Below are 24,652 nucleotides of genomic sequence, written 5' to 3' on the forward strand. Positions count from 1 at the left end.
TTAGCACACAATCAGGATTATTTGATATCATCTTCCTCAATTATACCCTCATCAAAATGATACATATTTTTTTCACTTTGATAAGAATACCACCTGAACGCCGTTTCTCTTTGAGAAATATGAATGTGGCGGAGTTGAAAGCTTTTACCCATGATGCTGCTTAAAACAGAGACCTGAATGGTATACAGATCATCCAGACGTTGAAGTGGATTTTGATTTGATTCCATTGCCTGAATCCTGTACTTCGGAATCAATAGTTCCGTGACATCAATGATTCGGTATCTCAGCTGCAGATGATCCTGCTGAAACCCGAGACCGGCTGCCCGATACTGAATATAACCAAGTAAAGCACCCAATAGAGGCAGTATAAATGCAAGCCAGCCGAGGGGAAGAAAGTATACGGAGGCCCCCGCCAGAATCAGAGACGGTACAATCAGTTTGATCATATAACGTCTCAGACTTTTACCTGGCAGACCCGCATATTGCCTGTCATAAGAAAACTCGGGTAAAGTTCTGTCCAACAGTGACTGAATCTCTTTGTAAGTAGCCATTGGAACGAGAATTGTCGAGAAATCTTCTTCTTTTGTTCCCCCACCCGCACTCTCGATATACACGGCATAAAAGCCAAATAATTGGCGGATTGGGTTTTGTACAATTCGCACTGCTGTGACTCTGTTTGCTTTAATGGTCAGCTGTCTTTTTTCCAGGAGGCCTCTTGAAATATGAATTTCATTGCCCCATTTTTTTAATGTGAATTTTCCATATCGAATTATTGCACCAATACTGGTGAAAACCCATGCTACAAACAAAATCATCACAAGAATGGATAAGATAAAAGTTACGCTTGAGGCAAGGAACCAGCTGACAGCTGCATTAAACATCCATGCAGGAAGGAATTGAGGAACCTGTGAGACGATTGCAGTTAAAAAAGTGGCAGCCAATCCAACACCACTTGCCGTCATTGCTGCCGCTGCAAGTCTTCCGGGAGTTAATTGCCATTCATAATCAGCCTCAATATTCTCCTCCTCAAGATCATCCCAGTCATAATCGATCTCTTTATCATCGTATTCAACATAATCTCCGATCCATGACGGGAGTTCAGGTTCAGACTGACTATCCTTGTTCGTTCGTTGCTGTTCTTCTGCCAACTCAGAGCGTTGATCCATCCCGTACTGTTCATGATCAGCAACTGAATAAGATGATTTTTCTCTCAGCTCGCGCTTGATTTGAACAGCTTCTTCTCTCGTAAGTGCGACCAGCCTGAATTCCGGTTCAGAACCTCCACCCGCAGTTTCTATTCGAACTTCAACAAGCCCGAATAACCGTTGTACGAGATGTGCGTTAAAATCAATACTTTGTACGCGTTCTTTGCGTATGAATCGGTTTTTTCTGAAAATAAGCCCCTGTCTGATCCGCAGCTCTTCCGGGAACAGTGAATATTCAAACTTCCACCAGCTTATGGCTGCAGAAATACCGCTAACACCAAGTATCAACATAAAAAAAAGAACATAAAATCCTGATGCGAGTCCTTCACCGGTATTTCCGATCACAACAACGGCGACCATTGTGATAATCAGCTGTCTCAGGGCATTGACAAAATAGACAAGTATCGTTACAGGATGTTGCCTTTTCCAATTATTCATCGGGATCAGCTTCCCTAGCCAATTCGGCTATCTGATCACGGAGACGGTCAGCATTGTCCATCGTTAATCCCGGAATTTCATGAACGGTTGCAGCAGTGGAGATCGTAACACTTGCAAGGCCAAAGTATCTGAGAACAGGCCCCTGTCTCGTATCAACATGTTGAACCCGGATCATCGGGATGATAATTCGCCGTTTTACGATAACCCCGAACATCAATTCAACTTCATCTTCATAAACTTGGTATTTCCAGCGGGACCAAATCAGTGATTGCCAAATAATTATATGAAAGAGACCCCATACAAAAGTAACAAGAATAAGAACATAGAGCCCCCATTCAGGAAGTGCTGTAAACTGACTCACACCCCAGTAGCCCAGAGGAAAAAGGAAAAGAAAAACGGCCTCTATAACAGCGCCGATCCGCCATGCAGATAATGTCTTTTCAGCCAGCGGTAAATTCGGAAGAGACCGTTTTTCTCCAGCCTCAAAGGAAGGAGCCGGGTCATACAGTTCCGTAACCGGTACAGATGGCTCTTCCGGCTCTGCAGGCTGATCTTCAGATGTCTCGTTTGAATCCGTTTCAGTATCCTCAAATTGATCTGTTTGATCGAAACTGTCCTGAGTATGCGGTTTTTCTGGATCAAATTGACCCTGTTCACGATCATCTGCCAAATCATCGAGGTCTCTTCTTTCTGACTGATTACGATGATCGTTCATCATTCATCTTCCTCTGATACATAAATGATGGTAACGCCTTCGTTCTCCAAGATGCTGAGGACCTGTTTATTTAATTCTTCATCACGCAAAAGCCCCAGTGATTTCACCAGCTCAAGCTCTTCAAGATCCCCACGCTCGGCATCTTCAATCAGTTCCAATACTTCATGAAGACCTTCATTTTCTAAACGCTGTTTAATTTCATCGATTGGCATATCCGTTCCTCCTTACATTATCTACTACTGCTATCTTACCGGAAATGATTCTGTATTACCAGCCGGTCTGTTACTCGTTACCGAACGCCTCCGTCATTTGCTTCCATACAGAACCTTTTGCTTCTTCCCCTCCTTCAATTCTTGCCCTTGCCATTTTCGCTTGCAAAGCAACTTCAAATTCAGGGTCATCCTCTGCATCTTTCAACGCAGAAATGGCGGACTCATCTCCTTCTTCATAGAGAAACATGGCAGCACGCCATCGGACCAGCTTACTTTTATCCTGAAGTGCTTTTATCATGACAGGAATACCTGATTTACTTCCAATATCACTAAATCCGTCACCAGCTGTTCTTCTGACAGATACAGATCTGTCACTCATCGCCTTTTCCAGATACGGGATAACCTTTTCATCTTCAAGCATACTGAGATAAACAACTGCAAGACGTCTGATAGATGCATTGTCATCATGCAGCGCCATATCGAGAACCTCAAGATCCTCAAGTTCAGGATTCATTTGTTCAAGTAGCGCAAATCGGTCTTTCCAATCCTCTTTTTGGAACATGTCAGTTGTGACCTTAATCCACTTGCTTTCTGCAGATCGCGCCGCAACATCAGGGTTCTTTGCGTACTCGATTAATTCAGCGATACGTTCATCGCTGTACGTTGCCTCGATCTCCTCTGCAACTGCTTTCGCAACTTCATCAAGTTCACCATAGCGCGCCCGTTTTTCTTTCCACTTTCTCTCCATCACGACATTGTCATCAGGCATGGTCGCCTCAGCCACTGCATGAATAAATCGCTCAGACAGACCTGTCCGGTGTTCCTCATCTGCGGACTGGATTTTTACCTGCATCGGGATTCCTTTAAACTCCTGGACCTGAACGGTAACTTCACCAAAATGTTCATCAATTTGATGTCCGTTCCCTTCATCCGCATCCGAATCATCCCCAAATACCATCCTGACCGAAGCAAGGATCGTTTTCCAATCTGTTTTCGGGTGACGTTCAATGGCAAGGAAATCGGCAACATGGTAAACACCGGTTACACCTTCGATTGCTAAAATGGAGGTGATTGGCTCAGGTGCCTTATTTTTTTCATCTGACTTATAGTTGTTTGCGGTTCCTGAAGGTAAACTTTCGTTCAAGATTACCTTCATCGTATTCGGACTTGGTGTTGGTTCAATCGTTTTGATTTTCATTTTTATTTCCTCCTTGAATAAACATCATAATCATATGTTTAAATCCTATCATAATCCAACAATTAGCCCAACGGGAATGATTCATCTGCAACGTTTCAAATACTTCTGCTAAGGTAATAGTATACATATTGACCTTATTAATCAGGAGGGATGATCGTGAGACTTGCATTGCTATCAGATATTCACGGAAACGAAGCTGCACTGAGGGCTGTTCTGGAGGACCTTTCACGGAAAAATGCCTCTCATGTTGCCGTTCTCGGTGATATTTCCTACAGAGGGCCAAAACCTAAAGAATGTTTGGACCTGATTCGTGAACTTCACGGAAAAGTGATTAAAGGGAATGCAGATGAATGGCTGATCAGGGGTATCAGAGAAGGGGAACTTCCACAGCAAGCGTTTGCAATCATGCAACGTGAACAAGCTTGGTCCTATGGAAAAATGACAGATGAAGGACTTCATTACTTAAATCAGCTTCCAACAGAACTTGAAATTCCCCTCACCAACAGGATTCAGCTCTATGCAACTCACGCTTTTCCGGATGATCTGTTTAAAGTGATTCCGGAACATGCAGAGAACAGTGCATTTGATGCGTTCTTTGAACATAATCCGCGTGCAATGTATTATGCATACGGTCATATTCATATTCCGCATATGAGAAATATCACAGGCAACACTTTACTGAATACGGGGAGTATCGGTTTGCCATTTGACGGTAACCCGGACGCCTCATACGTTATGCTCGAACGAACAAATGACAGCATCAGCACATCCTTTCATCGTGTTGCTTACGATATAGAAAAAGCGGTATTTGATTTGAAAGATACCGATTATCCCGAAGATGCAGCTCCCCTGCTTGAATCGATTTACCGAACCGGCAAAAAGCCATGATGACGCATAAAACCGGACGATCGCAATGCTTCGTCCGGTTTTATTTGTCTTTCACACTGATATCACTGAATCGCTTTTCCAATTGCAGTCATCAACTCTTCGAAGCTGCTTTTATCGTTCAAGCGCCCCAAGACTGTTAAATTTGAATCCATAATAAACGTAGTGGGTGCAGTCATACAATGCCATGCATCATAAATCTGTGTGCCACGATCAGACAGTGACAGAAACGAATAGCCCTTTTCTTGCATGAATGCTTTGCCCGCCTCTGTGGATGTATCTCTACCGGTAACATGAATCATTACAAACTGAAGCTCGTCTCCGGGTATTTTTTGTGCGAGCTCATGCTTTATTTTTAAATCCCTTTCACAGTCTGGGCACCAGGAGACCCAAAAAGTCAAAACAAGCGGTGTTCCTTTAAAATCTAGTAAACGAAACGTTTCATCTCCTGATATCGTTGATAGTTCGAAGTGCTGTTTATCTCTCAGTTCCAACTCCGTTCACCCTTTCTTCTGATTAAACGTGACAAACGCCACTATATCCGGAATGGATTTAAAGGCATACATCCTGTCTGTCACATTTCCATCGTCGATGACGACCAGGCATGGCACACTTTCAATTTTCCAATCTTTCGCAATATGCGGAGCCATATTCAAATCCATCGAGAAGATTTCTGGAATATCCGGAATCTGTTCAGCGATCTGAAGAAATTGGCCAGCCATTTTGCACGTACCGCACAAAGGCGTATGCAAAAACAATACACCTTTTTGTAAAACGATTGCCTCTGATTCATTCGTTAATTCAATCATTATAAGCTCCTGTTATTCTATTCTTGATAGCCTGTGACCGTTTGTGCACCCAGCGTATTCTGAAAATGACTCAATGCCCAATCGTGCCCCTGGGGATCGAAACTCTCAACAGCATCTTCATGTACGACGATCGAAAATCCCTTATTAAACGCATCAACAGCCGTATGAAGAACACAGATATCTGTACATACGCCGCTCACATGAAGTTCGCTGATGCCGCGTTCTCTGAGTTTCAATTCTAAATCAGTGCCTGCAAATGCGCTGTAACGCGTCTTATCCATCCAGTAAAGATTTGAGGGCGTTCCCTTGCGGATTCTCTCATAAAGATCCCCTAACGTTCCATATAAAGTCCGTCCATCCGTTCCCCGGACGTTATGCTCGGGAAAAAGCGGGAACTCCGGATGATATCGGTCTTCTTTCTCATGAGAATCCACAGCCATTACCACATAATGTCCGTGGTCAAAAAAGGACTTAGTTAATGCAGTAATCCTCGCTTCAATGGACTGTCCCCGCTCTCCACAGGTTAACTTGCCATCTGTTGCCACAAAATCATTGGTATAATCAATTACCAGTAATGCTTTCATACAATCAGCTCCTCATAGATCAGATAATTGAAGTATATCATTTGAACGATTACCGGGAATATCCTCAAGAAGAATAAATTCGGCACATGTTTTGAATATTTCTTTTGATTCCAACAGGTTTCAGCTATAATTAAAGTATCCTAAGCGATGGAGTGTGATGACAGTGAAGATCAAATACAACGTTATTCCTAAAAAACAAGTCGTAACATGCAGAGCAGATTTCACAATTAAACAAGCCGAAGAGACGCTGGAAAAGAGTGGTTACCGATGCGTACCCGTATTGGATGAAACCGGTACATACTTTAAGGGGAACATTTATATACAGGAAGTATACAGAGCCATCGTAAAAGAAACGGCTAAATGGGACGACCCTGTCACTGACCTGATTGAGGATGAAGACATCATCATTTCCGAATCCGCATCTTTCTTCAGAATCTTCACGAACATTAAGAAATATCCTTATTTGGCCGTAACCGACGAGAATAAAAAATTCAGCGGTATCCTGACCCATGCAAATGTCATGTCCATCCTTGAGGATTCCTGGGGAGTTAAAACCGGAAGCTATACGATGACCGTTTCCACCCATGAGTATCAGGGAGCCCTCAGTACTATTGTTGACGCGGTAAAGAAATACACCAATCTTCAGAGTGTCATGTCCATTGATAACGAGAGTACGTTCTTCAGAAGAATTATTTTGACATTGCCTTCGGATGCATCTGAAGAAACAATGAAAAAGACAGTGAAAGAATTAGAGAAACAAGGATTCCGCGTCTTCGATGTCGATAAAATATAACGAAATCCGTGCCGGCCTGCATAACGCGATGGCCGGTTTTTATTTTCCGGTATCAACTTTCACAATGCACATTTATTCGATATCCGTTTCCCGTTCAACAGCTATAATCCGAAAATCTCCCTCGCCGCGGTCAGATATCGTATACCTTCGTGCCCTTGAATGTTCCTCTTCTTCTGTGCCGGTTGTTTCAATAAATTCAATCCACGAAATTTGGTAATCCCCATCCTGATTTTGTTTGATCTCAATATCTTCAGCATACAGAAACCTTTCAGACTGACGGTTTCCTGATATCTGTTGCTGCTGTCTTCTTTCCATATGGTAGACCTGACTGTTCGGAATAAAGAAAGGCTCAGCCGGAGAAAATGTCCCAGCATCGATGGCTGATTCCCATGCATCCTTATATTCCTCCATAAAGATCATTAGTTCATTCTCCCGCTCATCGTCGGAAAGTGGAACCCAGTCATCTTCATGACCTTCACAGGCCGCAAGCAGCATCACTGCCAGGGAGAATAAAACAATCAATCCATTACTTTTCACCTTTCTCCAACTCCCCTGCAATGACAGATAGCGTATATTCGATTGATTTGATCTGTTCAATAAACTGTTTTTTTCTTGTATCCTCTGAAAATGCCTTGACCGATACCACTTCGAAATGCTCAATCATCTGTTCGACCTGAGACCAGTGCAAATAGGAAGGATTGTAAGTCTTCATCCACTCATTCAGATCCGATTGCCACTCTGAGAGGGCATGCGAAACACGATCAGCAAAAGGTTTTACCTCATCAAAAAATGAGGCTTCTCGTCCCTCTTCGGCAAAATGATAGAAATGTGACTCTGCTTCCTGGTTTAATGCTCTTAATTCTTTTGTCTGTTGTATCAATTTGTCTGTATTCATCAATTTTCACCCCGTTCATCAGCAGTTTAACAGAGTCTTACACACTGTTACAATTGATTTCTCTTTGCTTTGATGTTGCCGAAGTCGAAATATGTTAAGATTGAAAATGGAACACATGTTTTGAAAGGGGTATAATTCATGGCGATTCGATATCCAAACGGAAAAAAATATTCGGAAAAACGAATCCTTAAGACAAAAAAGAACGTCAATAAAAAAGATAGCAGATACAGTAATCGCGGAATGAGTCTCGAAGAAGAAATCAATGAGTCAAATCAGTATTATATTGCACATGGATTAGCGAACATTCACAAAAAACCGACGCCGATCCAAATCGTGAACGTGCATTATCCAAGCCGAAGCGCTGCAGTTATTACAGAGGCATATTTTCAGAAAGCCTCTACCACTGATTATAATGGCGTATACAAAGGAAAATACATCGACTTTGAAGCGAAAGAAACGAAAAATAAAACCAGCTTTCCGTTAAAAAACTTTCACGATCACCAGATTAATCATATGATCGATGTGATCAAACACGGCGGGATCTGTTTTTCAATTCTCCGTTTTTCCGCAACCGGTGAAACCTTTCTGCTTAAAGCCGAGTATATTCTGTCATGGTATGATCAAAATGAAGACAGGAAGTCGATTCCTAAATCTTATATTGAAGAGCACGGTTCACTTCTCAAACAGGGCTTTCTCCCGAGTATTGACTATCTGAAAGCAGTCGACAGCATGATTGACTGCCAATGAAATGATCTGTTTATCAGAAAGGACGATGAAGGATGACGGAAGAACGTTATTCAAGACAAGAACGAAAAAAACAAACAGCTAATAAATCGGCCAAACCGAAGAAAAGTAAAAAAGGGATATGGAAAAAAATCATGGTTGCCCTTTCCGTATTTCTTGTCGTACTGCTGATCGCCGGTGCTTTTTCTGTCTATGCCATTATGAGAGACGCCCCGGAAATCGATCGGGATCAGTTAATAATTGCTCAGAATCCAACGATTATGGACGTTAACGACCAGGAAGTGCAGACAAGCCTTCAGGGTGCCGAAGACCGTGAATACGTGAATATTGACGATATACCCCCGCTCGTCAGAGAAGCATTCATTGCAGTCGAAGACGTTCGCTTTTACGATCACTTCGGAGTAGACCTCAGGCGAATTGGCGGTGCCGTCATGGCGAATATCAGTGACGGTTTTGGTGCAGAGGGTGCCAGTACCATTACGCAACAGCTTGTAAAGAATCTTTACCTCGATTTTGATAAGAGCATCACCCGTAAATTGCAGGAGCAATACATGGCTGTTCAGCTTGAGCGTCAGTTTACGAAGGATCAGATTCTTGAGATGTATTTAAATGCGATCTACTTTGGTGCCGGTAAATACGGAGTCGGAACAGCCGCCGATTATTATTTGAGCAAAAGCCTCGATGAGTTAACCATTGAAGAAGCCGCTCTCCTGGCAGGGATTCCGCAAAGACCGAATGCCCACAACCCGATAAATAATCCTGAAACTTCCGAAAACCGTCGGAATACGGTCATAAACCGGATGCTTTCTGCAGGCTTTATATCAGAAGCGGAAGCTGAAGCAGCAAGATCAGTTCCTGTTGAGGAATCTGTAAATGTCAATACGAGCTCATCTGATAATGGCTATCGTTTCCAAGCCTATATTGATCAGGTGATTGAAGAAGTGGAAGCTGTTGAAGGCGTCGAAATCAGTGATATCTATACGAGTGGTATGACAATCTATACAAATCTCGACCCAGACATCCAGGCTTATGTAGAAGAAGTCATGAATGATCCCGGTAATTTCAGAGATGAAATTCAGCAAGGCGGGATTACCATTTTGGATACAGAGACGAGCCAGGTCCACGCGATCGGCGGTAAAAGAGGCGGATCTACGGGCTCGAGAGAATTCAGTTTTGCAACTGCGCCTCAGGAGATTGGTTCGACCGCAAAACCTATTTTTTCTTATGGCCCTGGTATTGAATATAATCAGTGGTCCACATGGCACCAGTTTACGGATGAGCCTCATGAATACAGCAGCGGTCAGTCCATCAACAACTTCGATCGCTCATTTATGGGGGATATGACGATGAGAGAAGCGCTGTACCGATCCCGTAATATCCCGGCAGTTAAAGCTATTCAGGAGATCGGACCAAACGAGGCCCATCAGTTTGCCGAACGGCTGGGTATCTTCACAGAAGAAAACAATGAATCGCATGCTCTGGGAGCCAACCAAGTTTCTACATTTGATATGGCAGCGTCTTATGCGGCCTTCGGAAATGGTGGCACATTTAACGAACCTCACACGGTCAGAAAAGTTGCATTTCCTGACGGCTACGAAATTGAAATTAATCGGGACACACACCAGGCGATGGAAGATTATACGGCTTACATGATGACCGATATGTTAAAAGATGTATTGACGAGAGGAACAGCCAGCGGCGGTCAAGCAAATGTACAAGGCGTTCCAATTGCCGGGAAAACCGGCTCAACTGGATTTGACCAAGATAACCGCGATCGTTTTAATATCCCTTCAGGTGCCATTAAAGACAGCTGGTTTATCGGATACTCGACCAATTTAACAGCCGCAGTTTGGACCGGTTACGATACCGGCCGTGAATCTGAAATTAACTGGGGCAACACCGATTACACACATGCACGGTCCATTTTCGGCTCCGTTATGACGAGAGCGCATGATGGTCGAACAGCTTCTGATTTTTCAAGACCTGATTCAGTGGTCAGTGTTGCTGTTGAGAAATCAACCGGCCTCCTGCCAAGCGATTTCACTCCGGATAACGAAATTGTAACTGAACTTTTTGTTCGCGGAACAGAGCCGTCTGAGGAGTCCGAAGAATTCTTTGAAGTGGAAGCTGTTTCAGGACTTACCGCAGAATATATCGAAGAAGAGGATCTCATCTTTACCGAGTGGCAATATCCGGATGAACTCCTCAGTGAGGTCAGCTTCCGACTCGAAGTACAGGAACCTGAACAGGATTTCCGTGAAATTGATACGATGAAAGATATGCAGTATCAATTTAGCGGTCCTTTACCAGGCGAGACCTATACGATCAGAGTCACGGCAGTATCCGATGAGTTTGATGATATTGAGAGTGAACCACAGACCGTACAGGTGACGATTCCTGAAGAAGAACCTGAAGAAGAGGAAGAAGATCTGCCGGAAGACGAAAATAATAATGAACAGAACAACAACGACATTGGTGAACCAAACAATGATGAAAACACGCCTGAAGAACCAGGAAACGGCGATAATCAAAATCAAAACCAGAATCAAAATAATCAAAATGAGCCTCAAAACAATGATCCGGAAACAGAAACTTCCGAATCAGATGAAGCTGTGGAAACAAGTGAATCCAATTCAGAAGCGCCTCAAAATGAGAATAACGGTTAAATGACAAAAAAGAATCTGAAACACCGAAAGCCCGATGGCAATAAATGCCACCGGGCTTTCGGTTGATTTTTATACCGTATAGCATTACATCCCGAGCTTTTTCAAGCGTTTTTTCCCTTCTCTGCACATATCGGACAATGGACATGCCGTGCAATTCGGGTTTTGGGCTTTACAGTGATAGCGTCCAAAGAAAATCATACGGTGATGGGTCACAGACCACTCTTCTCTGGGGATCTTTTTCATCAAGGTTTTTTCCACTTCTAATACAGAATCTTTCCATCTGCAGATGCCAAGCCGTTTGCTCACCCGCTCAACATGTGTATCCACAGCAATCGCAGGTTCATCAAAAGCAACAGAAGCGACAACGTTAGCTGTTTTACGCCCGACTCCAGCCAGTTTTTTCAACTCCGTCTTTGATTTGGGGATTTCGCCCTGATAATCATCTATCACCGATTGTGCCAATTTTTTAATGTTCTTTGCTTTGCTCCGATAGAGTCCGATTGAACGTATGTCCTGTTCAAGCTCCTCAAGCGGGACATTCGCATAATCTTCGGGTGTTTTATATTTTGCAAACAGCCTGGGTGTCACTTTATTCACCAGGGAATCTGTAGCCTGAGCAGATAAGACAACGGCAATGGTTAATTCCAAAGGATTTTGATGGGTCAGTTCGCAATGAGCATCAGGAAACATGTCAGCCCAGGTTTGTCGAACCCGTTCGATCTCGGATTTCTTTAACACGCACTATTCTCCTTTCAACCAATCATACCCAGGATGCTGGGCCGGTTTTCTCTGTTGTTCCGCTGATGTGACTGTTTGACGGGAACGTTGAGCGGAGCGGACTTTTTGTCCTTGCTCCCTTGCCTGTTCAATGGACTGAATACCTTTCTTTTTCCAATCATACAGAATCCGGTCGATATAACGGAAATTAATTCTTGCCGAAACCACTGCTTCTTTTAGTGCAGCCTCAATCAGATCCGGATGATGATAGTCGTCATCGAGCCACATGGAAATCATTTCGAGTTCCATTGGAGAGAGTGGTCGGGCAAATTCCTGCTCAAATCGTTCAAACAGGCGTCCTTCTAGCTCTTTTTGTGTTTCCTGATCATCCTCTTGTTCGAGACTGATCAGGAAACCTGCCAGTTTCCGATAAACAGGTTCTACACTCACAGCTTCACTTATTTTTCCGTCATTCTGTCTCGTTTCAATCATTTCAATCATATGAGACTGCATCAACTGCTGCATGACTTTGGTGCAATGGTTCTCATCCATACTCATTCTCGCGGCAATACGTTCAGGTGACGTGAACTCTGTCCCTTCTTGTTTCAGACGGATAATCTGCAGAATCATCATCATTTGAATATCCGTCAATCCGATCTCATGATAGTGATCGAATAACGGACCGGGAACCGAAAGACTGTCTGCCATCAGAAGCCTGGTCAATTGTTCATCATTCATCTATGGTCAGAGCTCCTTTCTGTCTGAGTAGTGAAAAAGAAGGACCCCTGTATAATTCGGGAGGTCCTTCGTTCACGATATCCGATTACGGATATAGTCTGTTTAACAGTCTTGGGAATGGAATCGTTTCCCGAACATGTTCTGTGCCGGAAATCCAGGCTACGGTTCTTTCAAGACCAAGACCGAAACCCGAATGAGGAACAGTGCCGTATTTCCGCAAATCCAAATACCATTTATAAGCATCTTCAGAGAGATTATGTTCTGCATAACGCTGCTTCATTAGTTCAGCATCATCAATTCTCTGACTGCCGCCAATAATTTCACCATAACCTTCAGGTGCGATCAAATCTGCACACAGAACCACGTCATCGCGTTCCGGATGCGGCTTCATATAAAAAGCCTTAATGTCTTTTGGATAATTGGTAATAAACACCGGCTTTTCATGCGCTTCAGCAATCGCGGTTTCATGCGGAGCACCGAAATCCTCGCCCCATTCAATCTCGTATCCTTCTTTTTGAAGGAAGCTGATCGCTTCATCATAAGAAATTCGCGGGAACGGTGCCGAGATTTTCTCAAGGGTGGCCGTATCACGCTCTAGAGTTTTTAACTCTAGCTTACAGTTCTGGAGTACCGCCTGAACAACAAAGCTGACATAGTTCTCCTGAAGGACCAGACTCTCATCATGGTCCATAAACGCCATTTCAGGTTCGATCATCCAAAATTCAATCAGATGACGTCTTGTTTTGGATTTTTCCGCTCTGAAAGTCGGGCCAAATGAGAAGACTTTGCCAAAAGCCATTGCTGCAGCTTCCATGTACAGCTGACCGCTTTGAGATAAATAAGCGTCTTCATCGAAATACTTAGTATGAAAAAGATTTGTTGTCCCCTCAGCTGAACTTCCTGTCAAAATTGGCGGATCGATCTTTGTGAATCCCTGCTCATTGAAGAACTCATACGTTGCACGGATAATTTCGTTACGGATCTTCATGATCGCATGCTGCTTTCTCGAACGAAGCCATAAATGACGGTGATCCATCAGAAATTCCGTACCGTGTTCTTTCGGGGTAATCGGATAATCCTCTGCCATTTGAATGACTTCAACAGACTCGACAGTCAGTTCGTAACCTGACGGTGCTCGATCATCTTCTCTGACTTTCCCGGTTACATAAAGAGAGCTTTCCTGGGTCAGTTCTTTTGCAAGCTTGAAGATGTCCTCTTCCACTTCCGCTTTTACGACAACACCTTGAATAAAACCGGTGCCATCTCTTAACTGTAAAAATGCAATCTTACCACTTGATCGTTTATTTGCAAGCCATGCACCAATCGTAACGGACTGATCCACATACTTGCCCACTTCAGAAATCGTTGTTTTCACGTTATTCCCTCCAACGGTTATCAAATGCGTACCGCATTATATTATACCGTTATAAAGATTAACTTTCAATCGATGGCAAGGCAAAATTATTGATGGCTGTTCACAAATGCCTCAATTCGCTTCAACGCTTCTTCAAACTGATCAAGACTCGTTGCATAGGACAACCGGATATTCTCCGGCGCACCAAATCCGCTGCCCGGAACGACGGCCACTTTCTGCTCTTCGAGCAGTGCTTCAACCCACTCGTCTGTCGTGCTGAACGGGCTTTTCTCAACAGCTTCTTTCACATTCGGGAAAAGGTAAAAAGCACCCTGCGGTTTCACGCATGAAAATCCAGGGATTGCATTCAGTTTTGGGAGCACTGTCCCCAAGCGTTCTTCAAAGGCATCTCTCATCATGGAAACGGAAGATTCATCGTTTTCATAGGCCGCAAGCGCTCCGTATTGAGCAACAGTCGCAGGATTTGATGTCGTATGGGATGCCAAGTTCCCCATGAGTTTGATGACCTTCTCGTCACCTGCAGTAAAGCCGATTCGCCAGCCTGTCATGGAGTGAGATTTCGACACACCGTTGACGATAAAAGTCTTTTCTTTTAATTCAGGAGAAAGCTCTGCAATCGATATATGTGATTTCCCTGCATAAATGAGCTTTTCATAAATCTCATCCGATACGATAAAGAGATCATGCTTCAAACAAACTTCTCCCAACGCTTTCAGTTCATCTTTTTCGTACATCACGCCGGTTGGGTTACTTGGGGAATTGATGATTACCGCACGCGTCTTGGAAGTGATGGCTGCCTCGAGGTCCTCGGGGGTCAGTTTAAACTCATTACTTTCCTTCCCCTCAACAAATACGGGCTTTCCACCTGAAATTTTGACCTGCTCAGGATAGCTCACCCAATAAGGCGTAGGGATGATCACTTCATCATCATCTTGAAGAATCGTTTGAAACAGCGTAGACAATGCATGTTTTGCACCACAGGAAACCACGATTTGAGAAGGTTTATAATCAAGTCCCTGATCCCGTTTCAATTTGTTTACAATCGCTTCTTTAAGCGATGGCATACCCGCTGCCGGTGTATATTTCGTGTGGCCGTCTTTCATGGACTGGTAAGCAGCCTCAATGATATAGTCGGGCGTATTGAAATCGGGTTCCCCTGCTCCAAGTCCAATTACATCATGACCGGCCGCCCTGAGTTCTTTTGCTTTGGCAGTAATTGCAAGTGTTGTTGATGGTGTGATAGATGTGACTTTTGGTGAAAATGTCATAATCAAATCGCTCCTCTTCCACAATATATTTTACCGTGCAGCACACGGATGTAACTAAAATTGATAATGTCTGATGTAGCGACCTTCTTCAAATGTCAAATAATAATAGGACTGTCTGCCATCTTCAGAGATATAATTCACCTCGTAAACGGGGGTCCTGCCGATCATCCCGAGACGTATACTGTTCAATCGGCTAATCTCAAGCTCGTTTTCGATATGATCCCTTACCTCTTCGAAAGTGATTCCTGAGTCGTGTCTGCGGATAATGATCCGACGGGGTTCTTCCTCTTCAGCCTCTTCAATTTCGGTTTCAAAATCATCATAAATGCGCGGTTCAACGACAGTGAAACGTTCTTCCACCCAGATATACACTGGTTCGTCATCTTCATTCAGGGCATCGATAACCTGATAAGATCTTGCACCATGATAACGGTTCACAGATGAAACGGAATGAAAAGAGATGTGTTCACCGGCAAATGAAATTGCTTCTTCTTCGCGATCCTGAAGGGGATCCATTGCGCTGCTGTACATCACATAGAAAAATGCACCTGCAGAAATAAATACCATCGTGAAAATAGCAATAATCCAAGCTTTCAAATCGATCGACCACCGTTTCTTAAATCTTTCTGATACTAATGCTGTCTATTTTATCACATTTTCCTGTATGATTTTATTTCATTCAAAATATTTCACCAATTCATTGGATTTATGAAGAATGCGTTCACGGTCAAATTCAAGAAAGAATCCATTCTCAAGTTGTCGGCGTCCTCTGATCCACACATCTGTTACATCACTGCCCTTCGCAGCATAAACAAGATGTGACACAACTCTCTCAGGTGTCCATGGCGTAAGATGAGGCTGATCCGGATTAATCAGAATAAAATCGGCATCTGAACCTTGTCTGATTGTTCCCGTTTGTGAATAGCCCAAAATAGAAGCTCCATCCACGGTGGCCATACGGAGAATGCTGTACGCATCCGTAGACTCGGGGTTATGATTGACCCCTTTATGAATCAATGCTGCAAACCTCATTTCTTCAAACAGATCCAGATTATTATTGCTGGCTGTCGAATCAGTCCCGAGGGAAACTCGAATTCCCTGCCGATTCATCTCAGGAACACGGGCAATCCCGGAGCCCAGTTTTAAATTACTCATCGGATTATGGGACACGGCTGTATTCGTCTCCTTGAGCATGGAAAGTTCTTCATCAGTCAAGTGAACGGCGTGAGCGAGCAGAACCTCGTCGTTCAAGAGACCCAACCGGTGCATGTGTTCAACAGGTCTCATGCCATACTTCCTGAGATGTTCATCAACTTCACCCGGAGATTCAGAAATATGTGTATGGAGCATGAGCTGATGATTCATGGCCTGCTCCGCCGCCTTTAAATAAAAATCAGGGGGACAAGTATATGGAGCATGAGGAGACATCATGACCCGAATTCGTCCGTCAGCCGCATTATGATATGAATCAGCAAGTGAAACAGCCTCCCGGATTTTCTCATCTTGTTCCGATTCCGTTCCAAATGCAATCATGCCCCGGCAAAGAACAGCACGCAACCCTTTCTCCTGAACCATTTGAGCAAGTTCAGGCATAGCAAGGTGATACATATCCAAAAACGTTGTCGTACCTGAAGAGATCATTTCCATCATCGCAAGTTCTGCGGCAGTCTGTACCAGATCATGATCAAACTTAGCCTCATTTGGCCACATTACCGTCTTCAGCCAAGTAACGAGCTTCAAATCGTCTCCATGTCCACGCAACAAAGAACTGCCCAAATGGCCGTGGGTATTTACAAGCCCTGGCATCAGCCACTTCCCACCGCCATCAATAACCTCTTTCGCCTCATCGATCAGGCTTTGATCAGGCTTTCCACTGTCTATATCATGAATTCGGCCATCAAGGATGGACAAATATCCGTGAAAAGGAATCCTTTTCTCACTATTGTCCATCGTAATAATCCATACATTATGCACTAATGTATCCATTCTATTCCTCCTCCGTTGATACCGGATTCAACCAGGATGGCAATTCTTTGATGATTTCATCCATATCCATCCGGTTTACGGCAACGTCCTGCAATGATTTTGCGAAAAAGTGCCCATATCTTGTGGTAACCATTCTTCTGTCCAGTACAATCACTGCTCCTCTGTCCGTTGATGAACGAATGAGTCTGCCAAATCCCTGCTTAAAACGCAGAACAGCTTGAGGAAGAGCTAAATGCATAAAGGCATTTTTCCCCTGCTCTTTCACGGCTTCCGATCTTGCCTGAAAAACAGGATCATTCGGTGGGGAAAACGGAAGGCGGACCATAACGATCGCACTTAAATTATCACCTGGAATATCGACACCTTCCCAAAAACTGCTTGTACCGAACAGGATCGAACGGTCAAATTGCTGAAAATGTTTAATAAGCTTTTGTCTGCTGGCAGTTTGCACACCCTGAGCAATCAGCATATAGGTATCGTCAAGCATGTCCCTTACTGCATAGTACGTTTTTCTCAACATATCGTATGACGTAAACAAAACAAGCATCCTTCCTTCTGTAGCCCCCGAGAGTCTGAAAATATGATAGGCACAAGCTTCTGCATACGCTCTGTCGGAAGTACCCTGAATCATTGGCATATCTTCCGGCACAAAAAGACCAACTTGCTTCTCATATTGAAATGGGGAAGGCAGCTGTTTGACAGCCAAATCAAAATCAGTAAGGCCAAACCTTTCGATGACATAATCAAAAGATGATTTGACGGTCATGGTTGCCGATGTGAGAATGACTCTTTTTTTACTTGAGAAGAGCTGATCAGCCAATGTTTCGCTTACGTCCACAGGAGCGGACCGGATTGTAATCGACTGTCTTGGTCCTCTTTCCTCGAGTTCCATCCAGATGACCTGTTTTTCATCCTGAGAATGATACAGGTGATAAAACGTTTCATATTCGTCTTCAAAAGCCTGAGATGCAGTGGATAAATTTTCGATGTCCCTTTCAAGACTGTTAAGATAACCTTTTTCATCAGCTTCATTTTCGATTTCGAAGAGCAACTTGCGAAAACTGGTTATCAGATGCCTGAATGCCCCATCAGTCTCCTGAATGGCCTCTTGAACCGGTTTCCATGTGTGATCATCCATTGCTATGACTTTTGATCTGCGGCTCGTATCCGCTTTTTCAGCTTTACCGACCGTTCCGTATTCGTGCAGCTCCATAAACAGCTGGTTCCAGCGTTCGTGCAGGGATTCAGAGATCCGCTGAAGCTCCTGATATTTTTCACGGAGAGAACTGGAGAGTTTTTTATATAATGCGCCGGAAAGAAAAGACTGTTGTTCATCATTTGCCAGGGCATTCACTAATTGAATGACGCTGATATAGTCCTGTTGATGACCAAATTGACGGGTAGCAGTATCTTCAAGATGATGGGCCTCGTCTAAAATAAGTGAATCATAAGAAGGAATAATCTGATGACTTAATCGTATGTCGGTTAATAAAAGCGAGTGGTTTGTGACAATAATATCCGCATCTCTCGCCTGCTGTTTGGCCCGCTGGTAATAGTCCCTTGTAAACCACGGACATTTCGGTGTGGTGCACGAAATGCCATCACTGGATACATCCATCCAAAAACGGTAATTTGTTGATGCAAGATTCACTTCCTCAACATCGCCTGTATCGGTTTCAAGAATCCAGATCAACAGTTGTGCTTTCGCAACAGCTCTGTCGTAATGGTCGTTTGTATCTTCCGCCAAGAGATTTTCCAGTTTCTGCAGACATAAATAGTGGCCACGCCCCTTTAGGAGCGATGCATGTACAGGGAACGGAAAAATATCTTTTATGACTGCCCATTCCTTGTTGAGCATTTGGGACTGTAGCTGAATCGTTTCTGTACTGATGACCACAGGTTGATCGTGCTTTACTGCGTGAATAACTGCAGGGATGAGATATGCCAACGTTTTTCCTGTTCCGGTACCGGCCTCAACAAGACCAATTTGATCGTGCTTAAAAACGTCTTCAACAAATTTCATCATATCCATTTGGGTACTTCGCAGCTCAAAACCCGGAATACTTTGCTTCATCAGTTCCTCGTTCTCAATGATATCAGTTGCGTTTTCAATAATCGATTCCGCACGAGACGATACTTCGTCTTTCCGGTGAGGATGAACGGATTTGATGGCCATTCCACGATATCGGTCAAAACCGAACGCAACCGTATGCTGCCGGCATTCTCTCAGAATTTCAGTGATATCACTTTTGAAATGAGGTGAGAGCGATATAAGGTGATCGAGTGTTTCCGAGGGCAGTCCGGAAATTTTATCAAACAGTTCATTGAACAGCGCCCTTGTTGCCTCCACATCACTGTCGGCCTGATGCGGAGCTGTGTGCGTTGCCTGAACAGTCTTGGCTAGATCTGATAAGCGGTAACTGTCTTCAGAGGGAAGACAGATTCTTGCAAGTTCAACCGTGTCAATCACGGGTCCCTGAAAAGAGGCATAACCGGCATCTTCAAGAGATTCGTTCAGGAATTTCAAATCGAATTCCACGTTATGGGCAACAAAATACGCTTCTTCAAGATCGGACAAAATCTCCGGAGCAACTTCTTCAAATAAAGGTGCATTCTTGAGATGCTCTCCTGAAATACCGGTCAGCGATTGAATAAAAGCCGGAACAGGCTTATCATAATTGATATATGTACTAAAACGTTTTAGCACCTCCTGATCCTCGAGGACCTGATAGGCGATCTGGATGATCCTGTCACCCTTGTCGTAGGCAACACCTGTCGTTTCCAAATCGAGTATGACGTAGCGATTCATATGGGTATCCTTCTTTCTTCGACCTTCTGTCTGATTTTACTCCTGTTTAAGTATAGCAAAAAGAGCCCGTTCGGGTCACTGCCGAAATCAGGCTCTCTTTTATTTAACGATATGTCGCTTCCGGTTCAGTTCCCATCATTTCTATGATGTCATTACAGTCGTCGAGTATGGCAACTTTCGGCTTGTGTTGACGGGCTTCTTCCTCAGTCATCATCTTGTAACTGATGATGATCACCTTATCACCAGGCTGAACAAGTCTTGCAGCCGCTCCGTTTAAACAAATGGTACCGGTTCCCGGCGTACCCGGTATGATATACGTTTCGAGTCGTGCACCATTATTATTATTCACAACCTGAACCTTTTCATTCTCGAACATGTTCACTGCATCGAGTAATATTGGATCGATCGTAATACTGCCTACATAATTTAAATCTGCCTGTGTCACCGTCGCCCGGTGCAGTTTGCCACTCATCATCTCTCTGTACATTATAAATCTCCTTTTTGAATCAGAATATTATCAATTAAACGAACCTGGCTGTATCGAACCGCTGCAGCGAGAAGCCACTCGCCGCTCGCAAAGTCATCCTCTTTCGAAAGATTCGGGAAAGAACGGCATTCAACATATTCAAGCTCCGCTGAAATGACCGTTTTCAGCTTTTCTTTTGCCAGGCTTTCCGCTTCTTCCGGCATGACGATTGTCTGATTCCTTATTTTCCTGGCAGTTTCTTTGAGGATTTGATATATGGCTGGCGCTTCTGTCCGTTCCTCTTCGGTCAACCTTACGTTTCTTGAGCTCATGGCCAACCCGTCTTCTTCTCGTACGATATTCCCCCGGATAATCGATACATCGAGATGATAGTTCTGAACCAGCCGTTCAATGACAGCCACCTGTTGTGCATCTTTCATTCCAAATGCTGCATAGTCCGGCTTTACAATTTGCAACAGCTTCATGACAACGGTCGCAACTCCGTCAAAATGACCTGGACGGGATGCGCCACAAAGCACATCCGCTCCCTCATGAACAATGATCTTTGAACCCATTGGACTTGGATACATTTCGTTGCCGTCAGGCATAAAGACAATATCCACGCCATTTTCTTCTGCAATCTTAATATCTCTCTTTGCATCCCTTGGGTACGAGTCAAAATCTTCTCCAGGACCAAACTGAAGAGGATTGACAAAAATACTCATCACAGTGACGTCTGCTGTTTTTTTGCAAGCGGATACGAGGGAGAGATGTCCATCATGCAGATAACCCATCGTCGGTACAAAACCGATTGACCGGTTCCGCTTTTTTTGTGTCTCTATCTCGAACTTCATCTTCTGTACTTCAGTAATGACTCTCATTTTGTTGAATGTCCTCCATAAGGAGCCTGTGCGGTCTTCTCTTTATCTTTCGCGAAAAAAACGTGCTGCTGCTCCGGAAATTGTTTCGCTTTCACTTCACGAACATAATCAGATATCGCAGGAATAACCTCATCTTTGACAGAAGCGTATGATTTCACGAATTTAGGCAGCCGGTTACCGGTTCCATAACCGATGAGGTCGTGATAGACAAGTACCTGCCCGTCTGTATATCTTCCTGCACCTATGCCGATCACCGGTATCCCGATAGAATGCGTGATTTCCTCGGCGACGGCTTCCGGTACGCATTCAAGAACAAGCATCGAGGCACCGATTCTTTCTGCCTTCCCCGCGTCTTCCAGCAAGGACTCTTTCTGGTCATCCGTTTTCCCCTGTACCTTATAGCCACCGGTAACGCCGACTGTCTGAGGCGTCAGTCCAAGATGACAGACTACAGGAATACCGCCTTGAATCAGACGTTCGGCCTGTTCAAAGACCTGGCCATTACCTTCCATTTTTACGGCATCCGCTCCTGCTTCCTGCATCAGTCTTCTTGCATGAGAGACCGTTTCATCAAATGAACCGTGATAGGTCATAAATGGCATATCCGTCACAATAAACGTATTCTTCGCTCCACGCTTTACGGCTTTTGTGTGGTGAATCATATCATCCACAGTGACAGGAATGGTTGATTCATAGCCAAGCACAACCATACCGAGAGAGTCACCCACAAGGATGGTATCAACCCCGGCTTCTTCTGCAAAAGCTGCCCCGGGTGCATCATAGGCTGTCACCATCACGATCGGATTGTTTTCCTCTTTCATCGTTCTGAAATCACTGGTCGTTTTCATCAAACACCCTCCATCTCAGATTTCAGCCTCATGCATACAAAAACCCTCCTCCAAACAAGGAGAAGGGTAAAAAGACACAAAAACCACAGACACGATTGCGTGTCCATACGTTCTCAAGACGCTTTCAAGTGAGCGTCCAAAAAGTGTCTGTACATTTACGAATCCTTCTGTCCCTGTCACATTGGATCAAGGCAGGCTGAATGGTTTTCTCATGTTTCATCGATAGTACTTAAAGGTACGGTTCGCTGTGATGATACCGTCCGTGGCAAGTATATCAAATTTATGAAGCAAAGTCATGCCTCATTTCTCCATGACAATTCTGACGAAAAAACGCGGTGAATGGTCCCTTGATCATCTTTGATTTGCATGACGCCTTCTTCATCAATATCGTGGGTCGTTCCATTTATTACCCCTTTATTATGCTTATAATGGACAGTCTGCCCAGGAGAAAGAGCAAGCTCTTTCCACAGATTTCTGATCGGCAGGAATCCTTCTTTGATAAACAGATGATAGAGTTCATCGAATCGAATCAAAAAATCACTCAGAATTTCATTCAGATTATATCTTGCACCAGTCATTCTCCCGAGTGAATCCGCAATGTCCAAAAGCCAGTCGGGAAACATCTCCTGATTCACATTCAACCCGACTCCAATAATGAGTGCCTTCACTTTATCCGGATCAGCATGCATTTCCGTTAATATACCTGCAATCTTCTTGTGATTGATCAAAAGATCATTAGGCCATTTGATCGCTGCCACTTGACCATGAAGTTGATTGTTCACCGTCTGAGCAAGTGCTACCCCAGTCAAAAGAGTCAGTTGCGGCGCCTTGTGAACCGGGATGTCCGGCTTCAAAATCATACTGAACCAAAGTCCGCCTTTCCTTGGTGAGTCCCATGAACGCCCGAGTCTGCCTCGGCCTGCCGATTGCATATCAGAAACAGTAACGGTTCCCGATTCGGCTCCTTCTTGAATCAATTTCAGAGCATCGTCTTGCGTTGAAGTCGTTTCATCCACTTTATGTATTGATTTAAAATAAGAGTTACCTTTTTGAAGTCTGGCCAATACAGCGTCCGGATAAACATGCTCCGGTTCTCCCGTGAGTTTATATCCGCGATTTCGAGAGGATTCAATCGTAAATCCGTGCTCTTTTAACAGATTAATCTGTTTCCATACGGCTGTACGGCTGCAAGACAGATACTCACTGATAGCCTGACCTGATATATAGTCATCATGCGGTTGTTCTAATAACAGTCTAATCAGTTCAGCTCTCATTTTGAATCTGCTCCTTTACATAAGTGATGAGTATTGCTTCATCATTCTCGATCTGTCTGTCGACAACCAGAGCAGTCAGTTCCTTCAGCCAATATGAATATTCACGCTTCGGAATCTCGGGAACCAGCCTTATCAGGTCTTTTCCTGTGACTGCGAGCTCGCTTTTATCCGTTATCGGTAACTCCCGGTATTTTGTTATCTGACGGTCAGTATCCGGAGGCTCATCCATCAGGTAGCCAAGCAGTAAACAGGCATAACGAAGAACAGTTTCACCGGCCTGATACAGATCCATCGCACACCAGGACCCGTTTTTACGAAACAGATCGGTCATGCGGCAAACAGAAACAGCGGTCTCCACTGTTTTATTGGAAAGTTTGAAGGTCCGCAGGCGTTGACGGACACGTCCAGGATCATGTTCCTCATAAACGGCAAATACCCACCAGATGATCTCGTTCAACTCTTTTTCCGGAAATCCGACTGACCGGATCTCTGTGTTGATCCGGTTATGAGAAAACAGCTCGATAAACGGCAGTAATGCAGGGTGATCGATGAAATATTCCGATTTCTCCTTCGTCCATGTCACCATGCTGATTTTATTAAACTCGCCTGTAATCCGTTCAACCGCTGCACGGCGGATCTTATCAGCGTGACGTTGAATACAGGCAATAAGGTCTTCAGACTCACGAAATCCAAATTGAAGAGCAAATCGAAGGCTCCGAATCATTCTGATCGGATCATCCAACAGTGTGCCTTCAGCAGACGCAACCGTTTGAATCAGCCCTTTGGCGAGATCCTGCCTGCCGTTAAACGGATCAATCAACTGCCAGTCGTTTGAGAGTGCCATCGCATTGATTGTAAAATCCCTGCATGCCAGATCTTCAGTGATCGTCGTTCCCCGAAATGTCGTCACCTCAAAACCTTCACCCTCAAGAATAACCAGAATCGTCCCAAACTCAATACCGATCGGTTTCGTCCGCTCAAAGGCCTTTATCACCTGATTTGGTCCGGCTTCCGTCGAAAGATCTATGTCTGACGCCTTCCTGCCCAAATAAAGATCTCTGACGGCACCTCCTGTAATATAGGTTTCAAACCCCTGGTCCGTCAACTTTTTTTGAATGAACCTGGCTTTATCCCATCTTTCCATGA

At 44.1% G+C, this 24,652-nt stretch carries 25 protein-coding genes; 4 read left to right on the forward strand and 21 right to left on the reverse strand.

The genetic code is table 11. The features are described 5' to 3' along the window. Window positions 1–17 precede the first annotated feature (17 nt). The 4 genes from BSEL_RS10610 to BSEL_RS10625 all read right to left on the reverse strand — a co-directional run bounded on the left by BSEL_RS10610 (window position 18) and on the right by BSEL_RS10625 (window position 3,768). Complete coding sequence (locus BSEL_RS10610; protein ID WP_013173006.1) at window positions 18–1,643, reverse strand: PH domain-containing protein; 1,626 nt, start codon at window positions 1,641–1,643, stop codon at window positions 18–20. Then, window positions 1,636–2,361 (reverse strand): PH domain-containing protein, encoded by a 726-nt coding sequence (locus BSEL_RS10615; protein WP_013173007.1) that lies wholly within the window; start codon window positions 2,359–2,361, stop codon window positions 1,636–1,638. Before BSEL_RS10615 ends, BSEL_RS10610 begins: the two co-directional genes overlap by 8 nt. Continuing rightward, window positions 2,358–2,570, reverse strand: a complete 213-nt coding sequence (locus BSEL_RS10620; RefSeq protein WP_013173008.1) for a hypothetical protein — start codon at window positions 2,568–2,570, stop codon at window positions 2,358–2,360. The genes BSEL_RS10615 and BSEL_RS10620 overlap by 4 nt, the downstream gene beginning before the upstream one ends. A gap of 70 nt (window positions 2,571–2,640) precedes the next feature. Beyond that, a complete protein-coding gene (locus BSEL_RS10625) occupies window positions 2,641–3,768 on the reverse strand; it encodes a virulence factor (RefSeq protein WP_013173009.1) in 1,128 nt (375 codons plus the stop codon). Window positions 3,769–3,924: 156 nt separating this feature from the next. Between BSEL_RS10625 and BSEL_RS10630 the strand changes: the two genes are divergently transcribed. Further along, entirely contained in the window at window positions 3,925–4,656 is a 732-nt protein-coding gene (locus BSEL_RS10630; RefSeq protein ID WP_013173010.1) for a metallophosphoesterase family protein, read from the forward strand. A gap of 62 nt (window positions 4,657–4,718) precedes the next feature. On the opposite strand, the gene BSEL_RS10635 is transcribed toward BSEL_RS10630, so the two are convergent. The 3 genes from BSEL_RS10635 to BSEL_RS10645 are packed head-to-tail and all read right to left on the reverse strand — an operon-like array spanning window position 4,719 to window position 6,046. Then, on the reverse strand, window positions 4,719–5,147 hold the full coding sequence (locus BSEL_RS10635) for a TlpA disulfide reductase family protein (protein ID WP_013173011.1): 429 nt from the start codon (window positions 5,145–5,147) through the stop codon (window positions 4,719–4,721). 6 nt (window positions 5,148–5,153) lie between these two features. Continuing rightward, on the reverse strand, window positions 5,154–5,462 hold the full coding sequence (locus BSEL_RS10640) for a thioredoxin family protein (protein ID WP_013173012.1): 309 nt from the start codon (window positions 5,460–5,462) through the stop codon (window positions 5,154–5,156). Between the two features lie 17 nt (window positions 5,463–5,479). Continuing rightward, window positions 5,480–6,046: a cysteine hydrolase family protein gene (locus BSEL_RS10645; protein ID WP_013173013.1), complete on the reverse strand. Its 567-nt coding sequence runs from the start codon at window positions 6,044–6,046 to the stop codon at window positions 5,480–5,482. Window positions 6,047–6,203: 157 nt separating this feature from the next. Here BSEL_RS10645 and cbpA point away from each other — a divergent pair, with 157 nt between their 5' ends. Further along, window positions 6,204–6,839 (forward strand): cyclic di-AMP binding protein CbpA, encoded by a 636-nt coding sequence (cbpA, locus tag BSEL_RS10650; RefSeq protein ID WP_232970455.1) that lies wholly within the window; start codon window positions 6,204–6,206, stop codon window positions 6,837–6,839. A gap of 72 nt (window positions 6,840–6,911) precedes the next feature. Here cbpA and BSEL_RS10655 read toward each other — a convergent pair whose 3' ends face one another. Both BSEL_RS10655 and BSEL_RS10660 read right to left on the reverse strand, forming a co-directional pair. Further along, window positions 6,912–7,376: a TcaA NTF2-like domain-containing protein gene (locus BSEL_RS10655; RefSeq protein ID WP_013173015.1), complete on the reverse strand. Its 465-nt coding sequence runs from the start codon at window positions 7,374–7,376 to the stop codon at window positions 6,912–6,914. Then, window positions 7,366–7,734, reverse strand: coding sequence for a YppE family protein (locus tag BSEL_RS10660; RefSeq protein ID WP_013173016.1), 369 nt, complete (start codon window positions 7,732–7,734; stop codon window positions 7,366–7,368). Before BSEL_RS10660 ends, BSEL_RS10655 begins: the two co-directional genes overlap by 11 nt. A gap of 138 nt (window positions 7,735–7,872) precedes the next feature. Between BSEL_RS10660 and recU the strand changes: the two genes are divergently transcribed. Further along, entirely contained in the window at window positions 7,873–8,481 is a 609-nt protein-coding gene (gene recU / locus BSEL_RS10665; RefSeq protein WP_013173017.1) for a Holliday junction resolvase RecU, read from the forward strand. A 32-nt stretch (window positions 8,482–8,513) separates the two neighbouring features. Next, the gene (locus BSEL_RS10670) at window positions 8,514–11,144 is read left to right on the forward strand and encodes a PBP1A family penicillin-binding protein (RefSeq protein WP_013173018.1); all 2,631 of its coding nucleotides are present in this window, start codon (window positions 8,514–8,516) and stop codon (window positions 11,142–11,144) included. 84 nt (window positions 11,145–11,228) lie between these two features. On the opposite strand, the gene nth is transcribed toward BSEL_RS10670, so the two are convergent. The 12 genes from nth to BSEL_RS10730 form a co-directional block, all read right to left on the reverse strand. Continuing rightward, on the reverse strand, window positions 11,229–11,882 hold the full coding sequence (gene nth, locus BSEL_RS10675) for an endonuclease III (protein WP_013173019.1): 654 nt from the start codon (window positions 11,880–11,882) through the stop codon (window positions 11,229–11,231). Window positions 11,883–11,885: 3 nt separating this feature from the next. Beyond that, complete coding sequence (locus BSEL_RS10680; RefSeq protein ID WP_013173020.1) at window positions 11,886–12,599, reverse strand: DnaD domain-containing protein; 714 nt, start codon at window positions 12,597–12,599, stop codon at window positions 11,886–11,888. Window positions 12,600–12,684: 85 nt separating this feature from the next. Further along, the gene (gene asnS, locus BSEL_RS10685) at window positions 12,685–13,974 is read right to left on the reverse strand and encodes an asparagine--tRNA ligase (RefSeq protein ID WP_013173021.1); all 1,290 of its coding nucleotides are present in this window, start codon (window positions 13,972–13,974) and stop codon (window positions 12,685–12,687) included. A gap of 86 nt (window positions 13,975–14,060) precedes the next feature. Next, window positions 14,061–15,242 carry a pyridoxal phosphate-dependent aminotransferase gene (locus tag BSEL_RS10690; protein ID WP_013173022.1) on the reverse strand — a complete coding sequence of 394 codons (1,182 nt, stop codon included), beginning with the start codon at window positions 15,240–15,242 and terminating at the stop codon, window positions 14,061–14,063. A 54-nt stretch (window positions 15,243–15,296) separates the two neighbouring features. Then, the gene (locus BSEL_RS10695; RefSeq protein WP_013173023.1) at window positions 15,297–15,839 is read right to left on the reverse strand and encodes a cell wall elongation regulator TseB-like domain-containing protein; all 543 of its coding nucleotides are present in this window, start codon (window positions 15,837–15,839) and stop codon (window positions 15,297–15,299) included. A gap of 78 nt (window positions 15,840–15,917) precedes the next feature. Beyond that, a complete protein-coding gene (locus BSEL_RS10700) occupies window positions 15,918–17,228 on the reverse strand; it encodes an amidohydrolase (protein WP_013173024.1) in 1,311 nt (436 codons plus the stop codon). 1 nt (window position 17,229) lies between these two features. After that, window positions 17,230–20,037, reverse strand: a complete 2,808-nt coding sequence (gene dinG / locus BSEL_RS10705; protein WP_013173025.1) for an ATP-dependent DNA helicase DinG — start codon at window positions 20,035–20,037, stop codon at window positions 17,230–17,232. Between the two features lie 103 nt (window positions 20,038–20,140). Beyond that, window positions 20,141–20,524, reverse strand: coding sequence for an aspartate 1-decarboxylase (panD, locus tag BSEL_RS10710; protein WP_013173026.1), 384 nt, complete (start codon window positions 20,522–20,524; stop codon window positions 20,141–20,143). Continuing rightward, window positions 20,524–21,384 carry a pantoate--beta-alanine ligase gene (panC, locus tag BSEL_RS10715; RefSeq protein ID WP_013173027.1) on the reverse strand — a complete coding sequence of 287 codons (861 nt, stop codon included), beginning with the start codon at window positions 21,382–21,384 and terminating at the stop codon, window positions 20,524–20,526. Before panC ends, panD begins: the two co-directional genes overlap by 1 nt. Continuing rightward, window positions 21,381–22,232 carry a 3-methyl-2-oxobutanoate hydroxymethyltransferase gene (gene panB, locus BSEL_RS10720; protein WP_013173028.1) on the reverse strand — a complete coding sequence of 284 codons (852 nt, stop codon included), beginning with the start codon at window positions 22,230–22,232 and terminating at the stop codon, window positions 21,381–21,383. The genes panC and panB overlap by 4 nt, the downstream gene beginning before the upstream one ends. 293 nt (window positions 22,233–22,525) lie before the next feature. Further along, entirely contained in the window at window positions 22,526–23,506 is a 981-nt protein-coding gene (locus BSEL_RS10725) for a biotin--[acetyl-CoA-carboxylase] ligase (RefSeq protein ID WP_013173029.1), read from the reverse strand. Then, on the reverse strand, window positions 23,496–24,650 hold the full coding sequence (locus BSEL_RS10730; RefSeq protein WP_013173030.1) for a polynucleotide adenylyltransferase region: 1,155 nt from the start codon (window positions 24,648–24,650) through the stop codon (window positions 23,496–23,498). The genes BSEL_RS10725 and BSEL_RS10730 overlap by 11 nt, the downstream gene beginning before the upstream one ends. Window positions 24,651–24,652 lie beyond the last annotated feature (2 nt).

The organism is [Bacillus] selenitireducens MLS10 (genome assembly GCF_000093085.1).
GTDB lineage: Bacteria > Bacillota > Bacilli > Bacillales > Salisediminibacteriaceae > Salisediminibacterium > Salisediminibacterium selenitireducens.

Excerpts from the sequence above, each read along its gene's own strand:
- panC (WP_013173027.1), bottom strand. The coding sequence starts at position 21,384 with ATGAGAGTCATTACTGAAGTACAGAAGATGAAGTTCGAGATAGAGACA.
- BSEL_RS10680 (WP_013173020.1), bottom strand. The coding sequence starts at position 12,599 with ATGAATGATGAACAATTGACCAGGCTTCTGATGGCAGACAGTCTTTCG.
- BSEL_RS10725 (WP_013173029.1), bottom strand. The coding sequence starts at position 23,506 with ATGAGAGCTGAACTGATTAGACTGTTATTAGAACAACCGCATGATGAC.
- BSEL_RS10670 (WP_013173018.1), top strand. The coding sequence starts at position 8,514 with ATGACGGAAGAACGTTATTCAAGACAAGAACGAAAAAAACAAACAGCT.
- cbpA (WP_232970455.1), top strand. The coding sequence starts at position 6,204 with ATGACAGTGAAGATCAAATACAACGTTATTCCTAAAAAACAAGTCGTA.
- BSEL_RS10615 (WP_013173007.1), bottom strand. The coding sequence starts at position 2,361 with ATGATGAACGATCATCGTAATCAGTCAGAAAGAAGAGACCTCGATGAT.
- panB (WP_013173028.1), bottom strand. The coding sequence starts at position 22,232 with ATGAAAACGACCAGTGATTTCAGAACGATGAAAGAGGAAAACAATCCG.
- BSEL_RS10700 (WP_013173024.1), bottom strand. The coding sequence starts at position 17,228 with ATGGATACATTAGTGCATAATGTATGGATTATTACGATGGACAATAGT.
- BSEL_RS10730 (WP_013173030.1), bottom strand. The coding sequence starts at position 24,650 with ATGGAAAGATGGGATAAAGCCAGGTTCATTCAAAAAAAGTTGACGGAC.
- BSEL_RS10690 (WP_013173022.1), bottom strand. The coding sequence starts at position 15,242 with ATGACATTTTCACCAAAAGTCACATCTATCACACCATCAACAACACTT.
- BSEL_RS10640 (WP_013173012.1), bottom strand. The coding sequence starts at position 5,462 with ATGATTGAATTAACGAATGAATCAGAGGCAATCGTTTTACAAAAAGGT.
- dinG (WP_013173025.1), bottom strand. The coding sequence starts at position 20,037 with ATGAATCGCTACGTCATACTCGATTTGGAAACGACAGGTGTTGCCTAC.
- BSEL_RS10645 (WP_013173013.1), bottom strand. The coding sequence starts at position 6,046 with ATGAAAGCATTACTGGTAATTGATTATACCAATGATTTTGTGGCAACA.
- BSEL_RS10660 (WP_013173016.1), bottom strand. The coding sequence starts at position 7,734 with ATGAATACAGACAAATTGATACAACAGACAAAAGAATTAAGAGCATTA.
- BSEL_RS10620 (WP_013173008.1), bottom strand. The coding sequence starts at position 2,570 with ATGCCAATCGATGAAATTAAACAGCGTTTAGAAAATGAAGGTCTTCAT.
- panD (WP_013173026.1), bottom strand. The coding sequence starts at position 20,524 with ATGTACAGAGAGATGATGAGTGGCAAACTGCACCGGGCGACGGTGACA.
- BSEL_RS10625 (WP_013173009.1), bottom strand. The coding sequence starts at position 3,768 with ATGAAAATCAAAACGATTGAACCAACACCAAGTCCGAATACGATGAAG.
- BSEL_RS10610 (WP_013173006.1), bottom strand. The coding sequence starts at position 1,643 with ATGAATAATTGGAAAAGGCAACATCCTGTAACGATACTTGTCTATTTT.
- recU (WP_013173017.1), top strand. The coding sequence starts at position 7,873 with ATGGCGATTCGATATCCAAACGGAAAAAAATATTCGGAAAAACGAATC.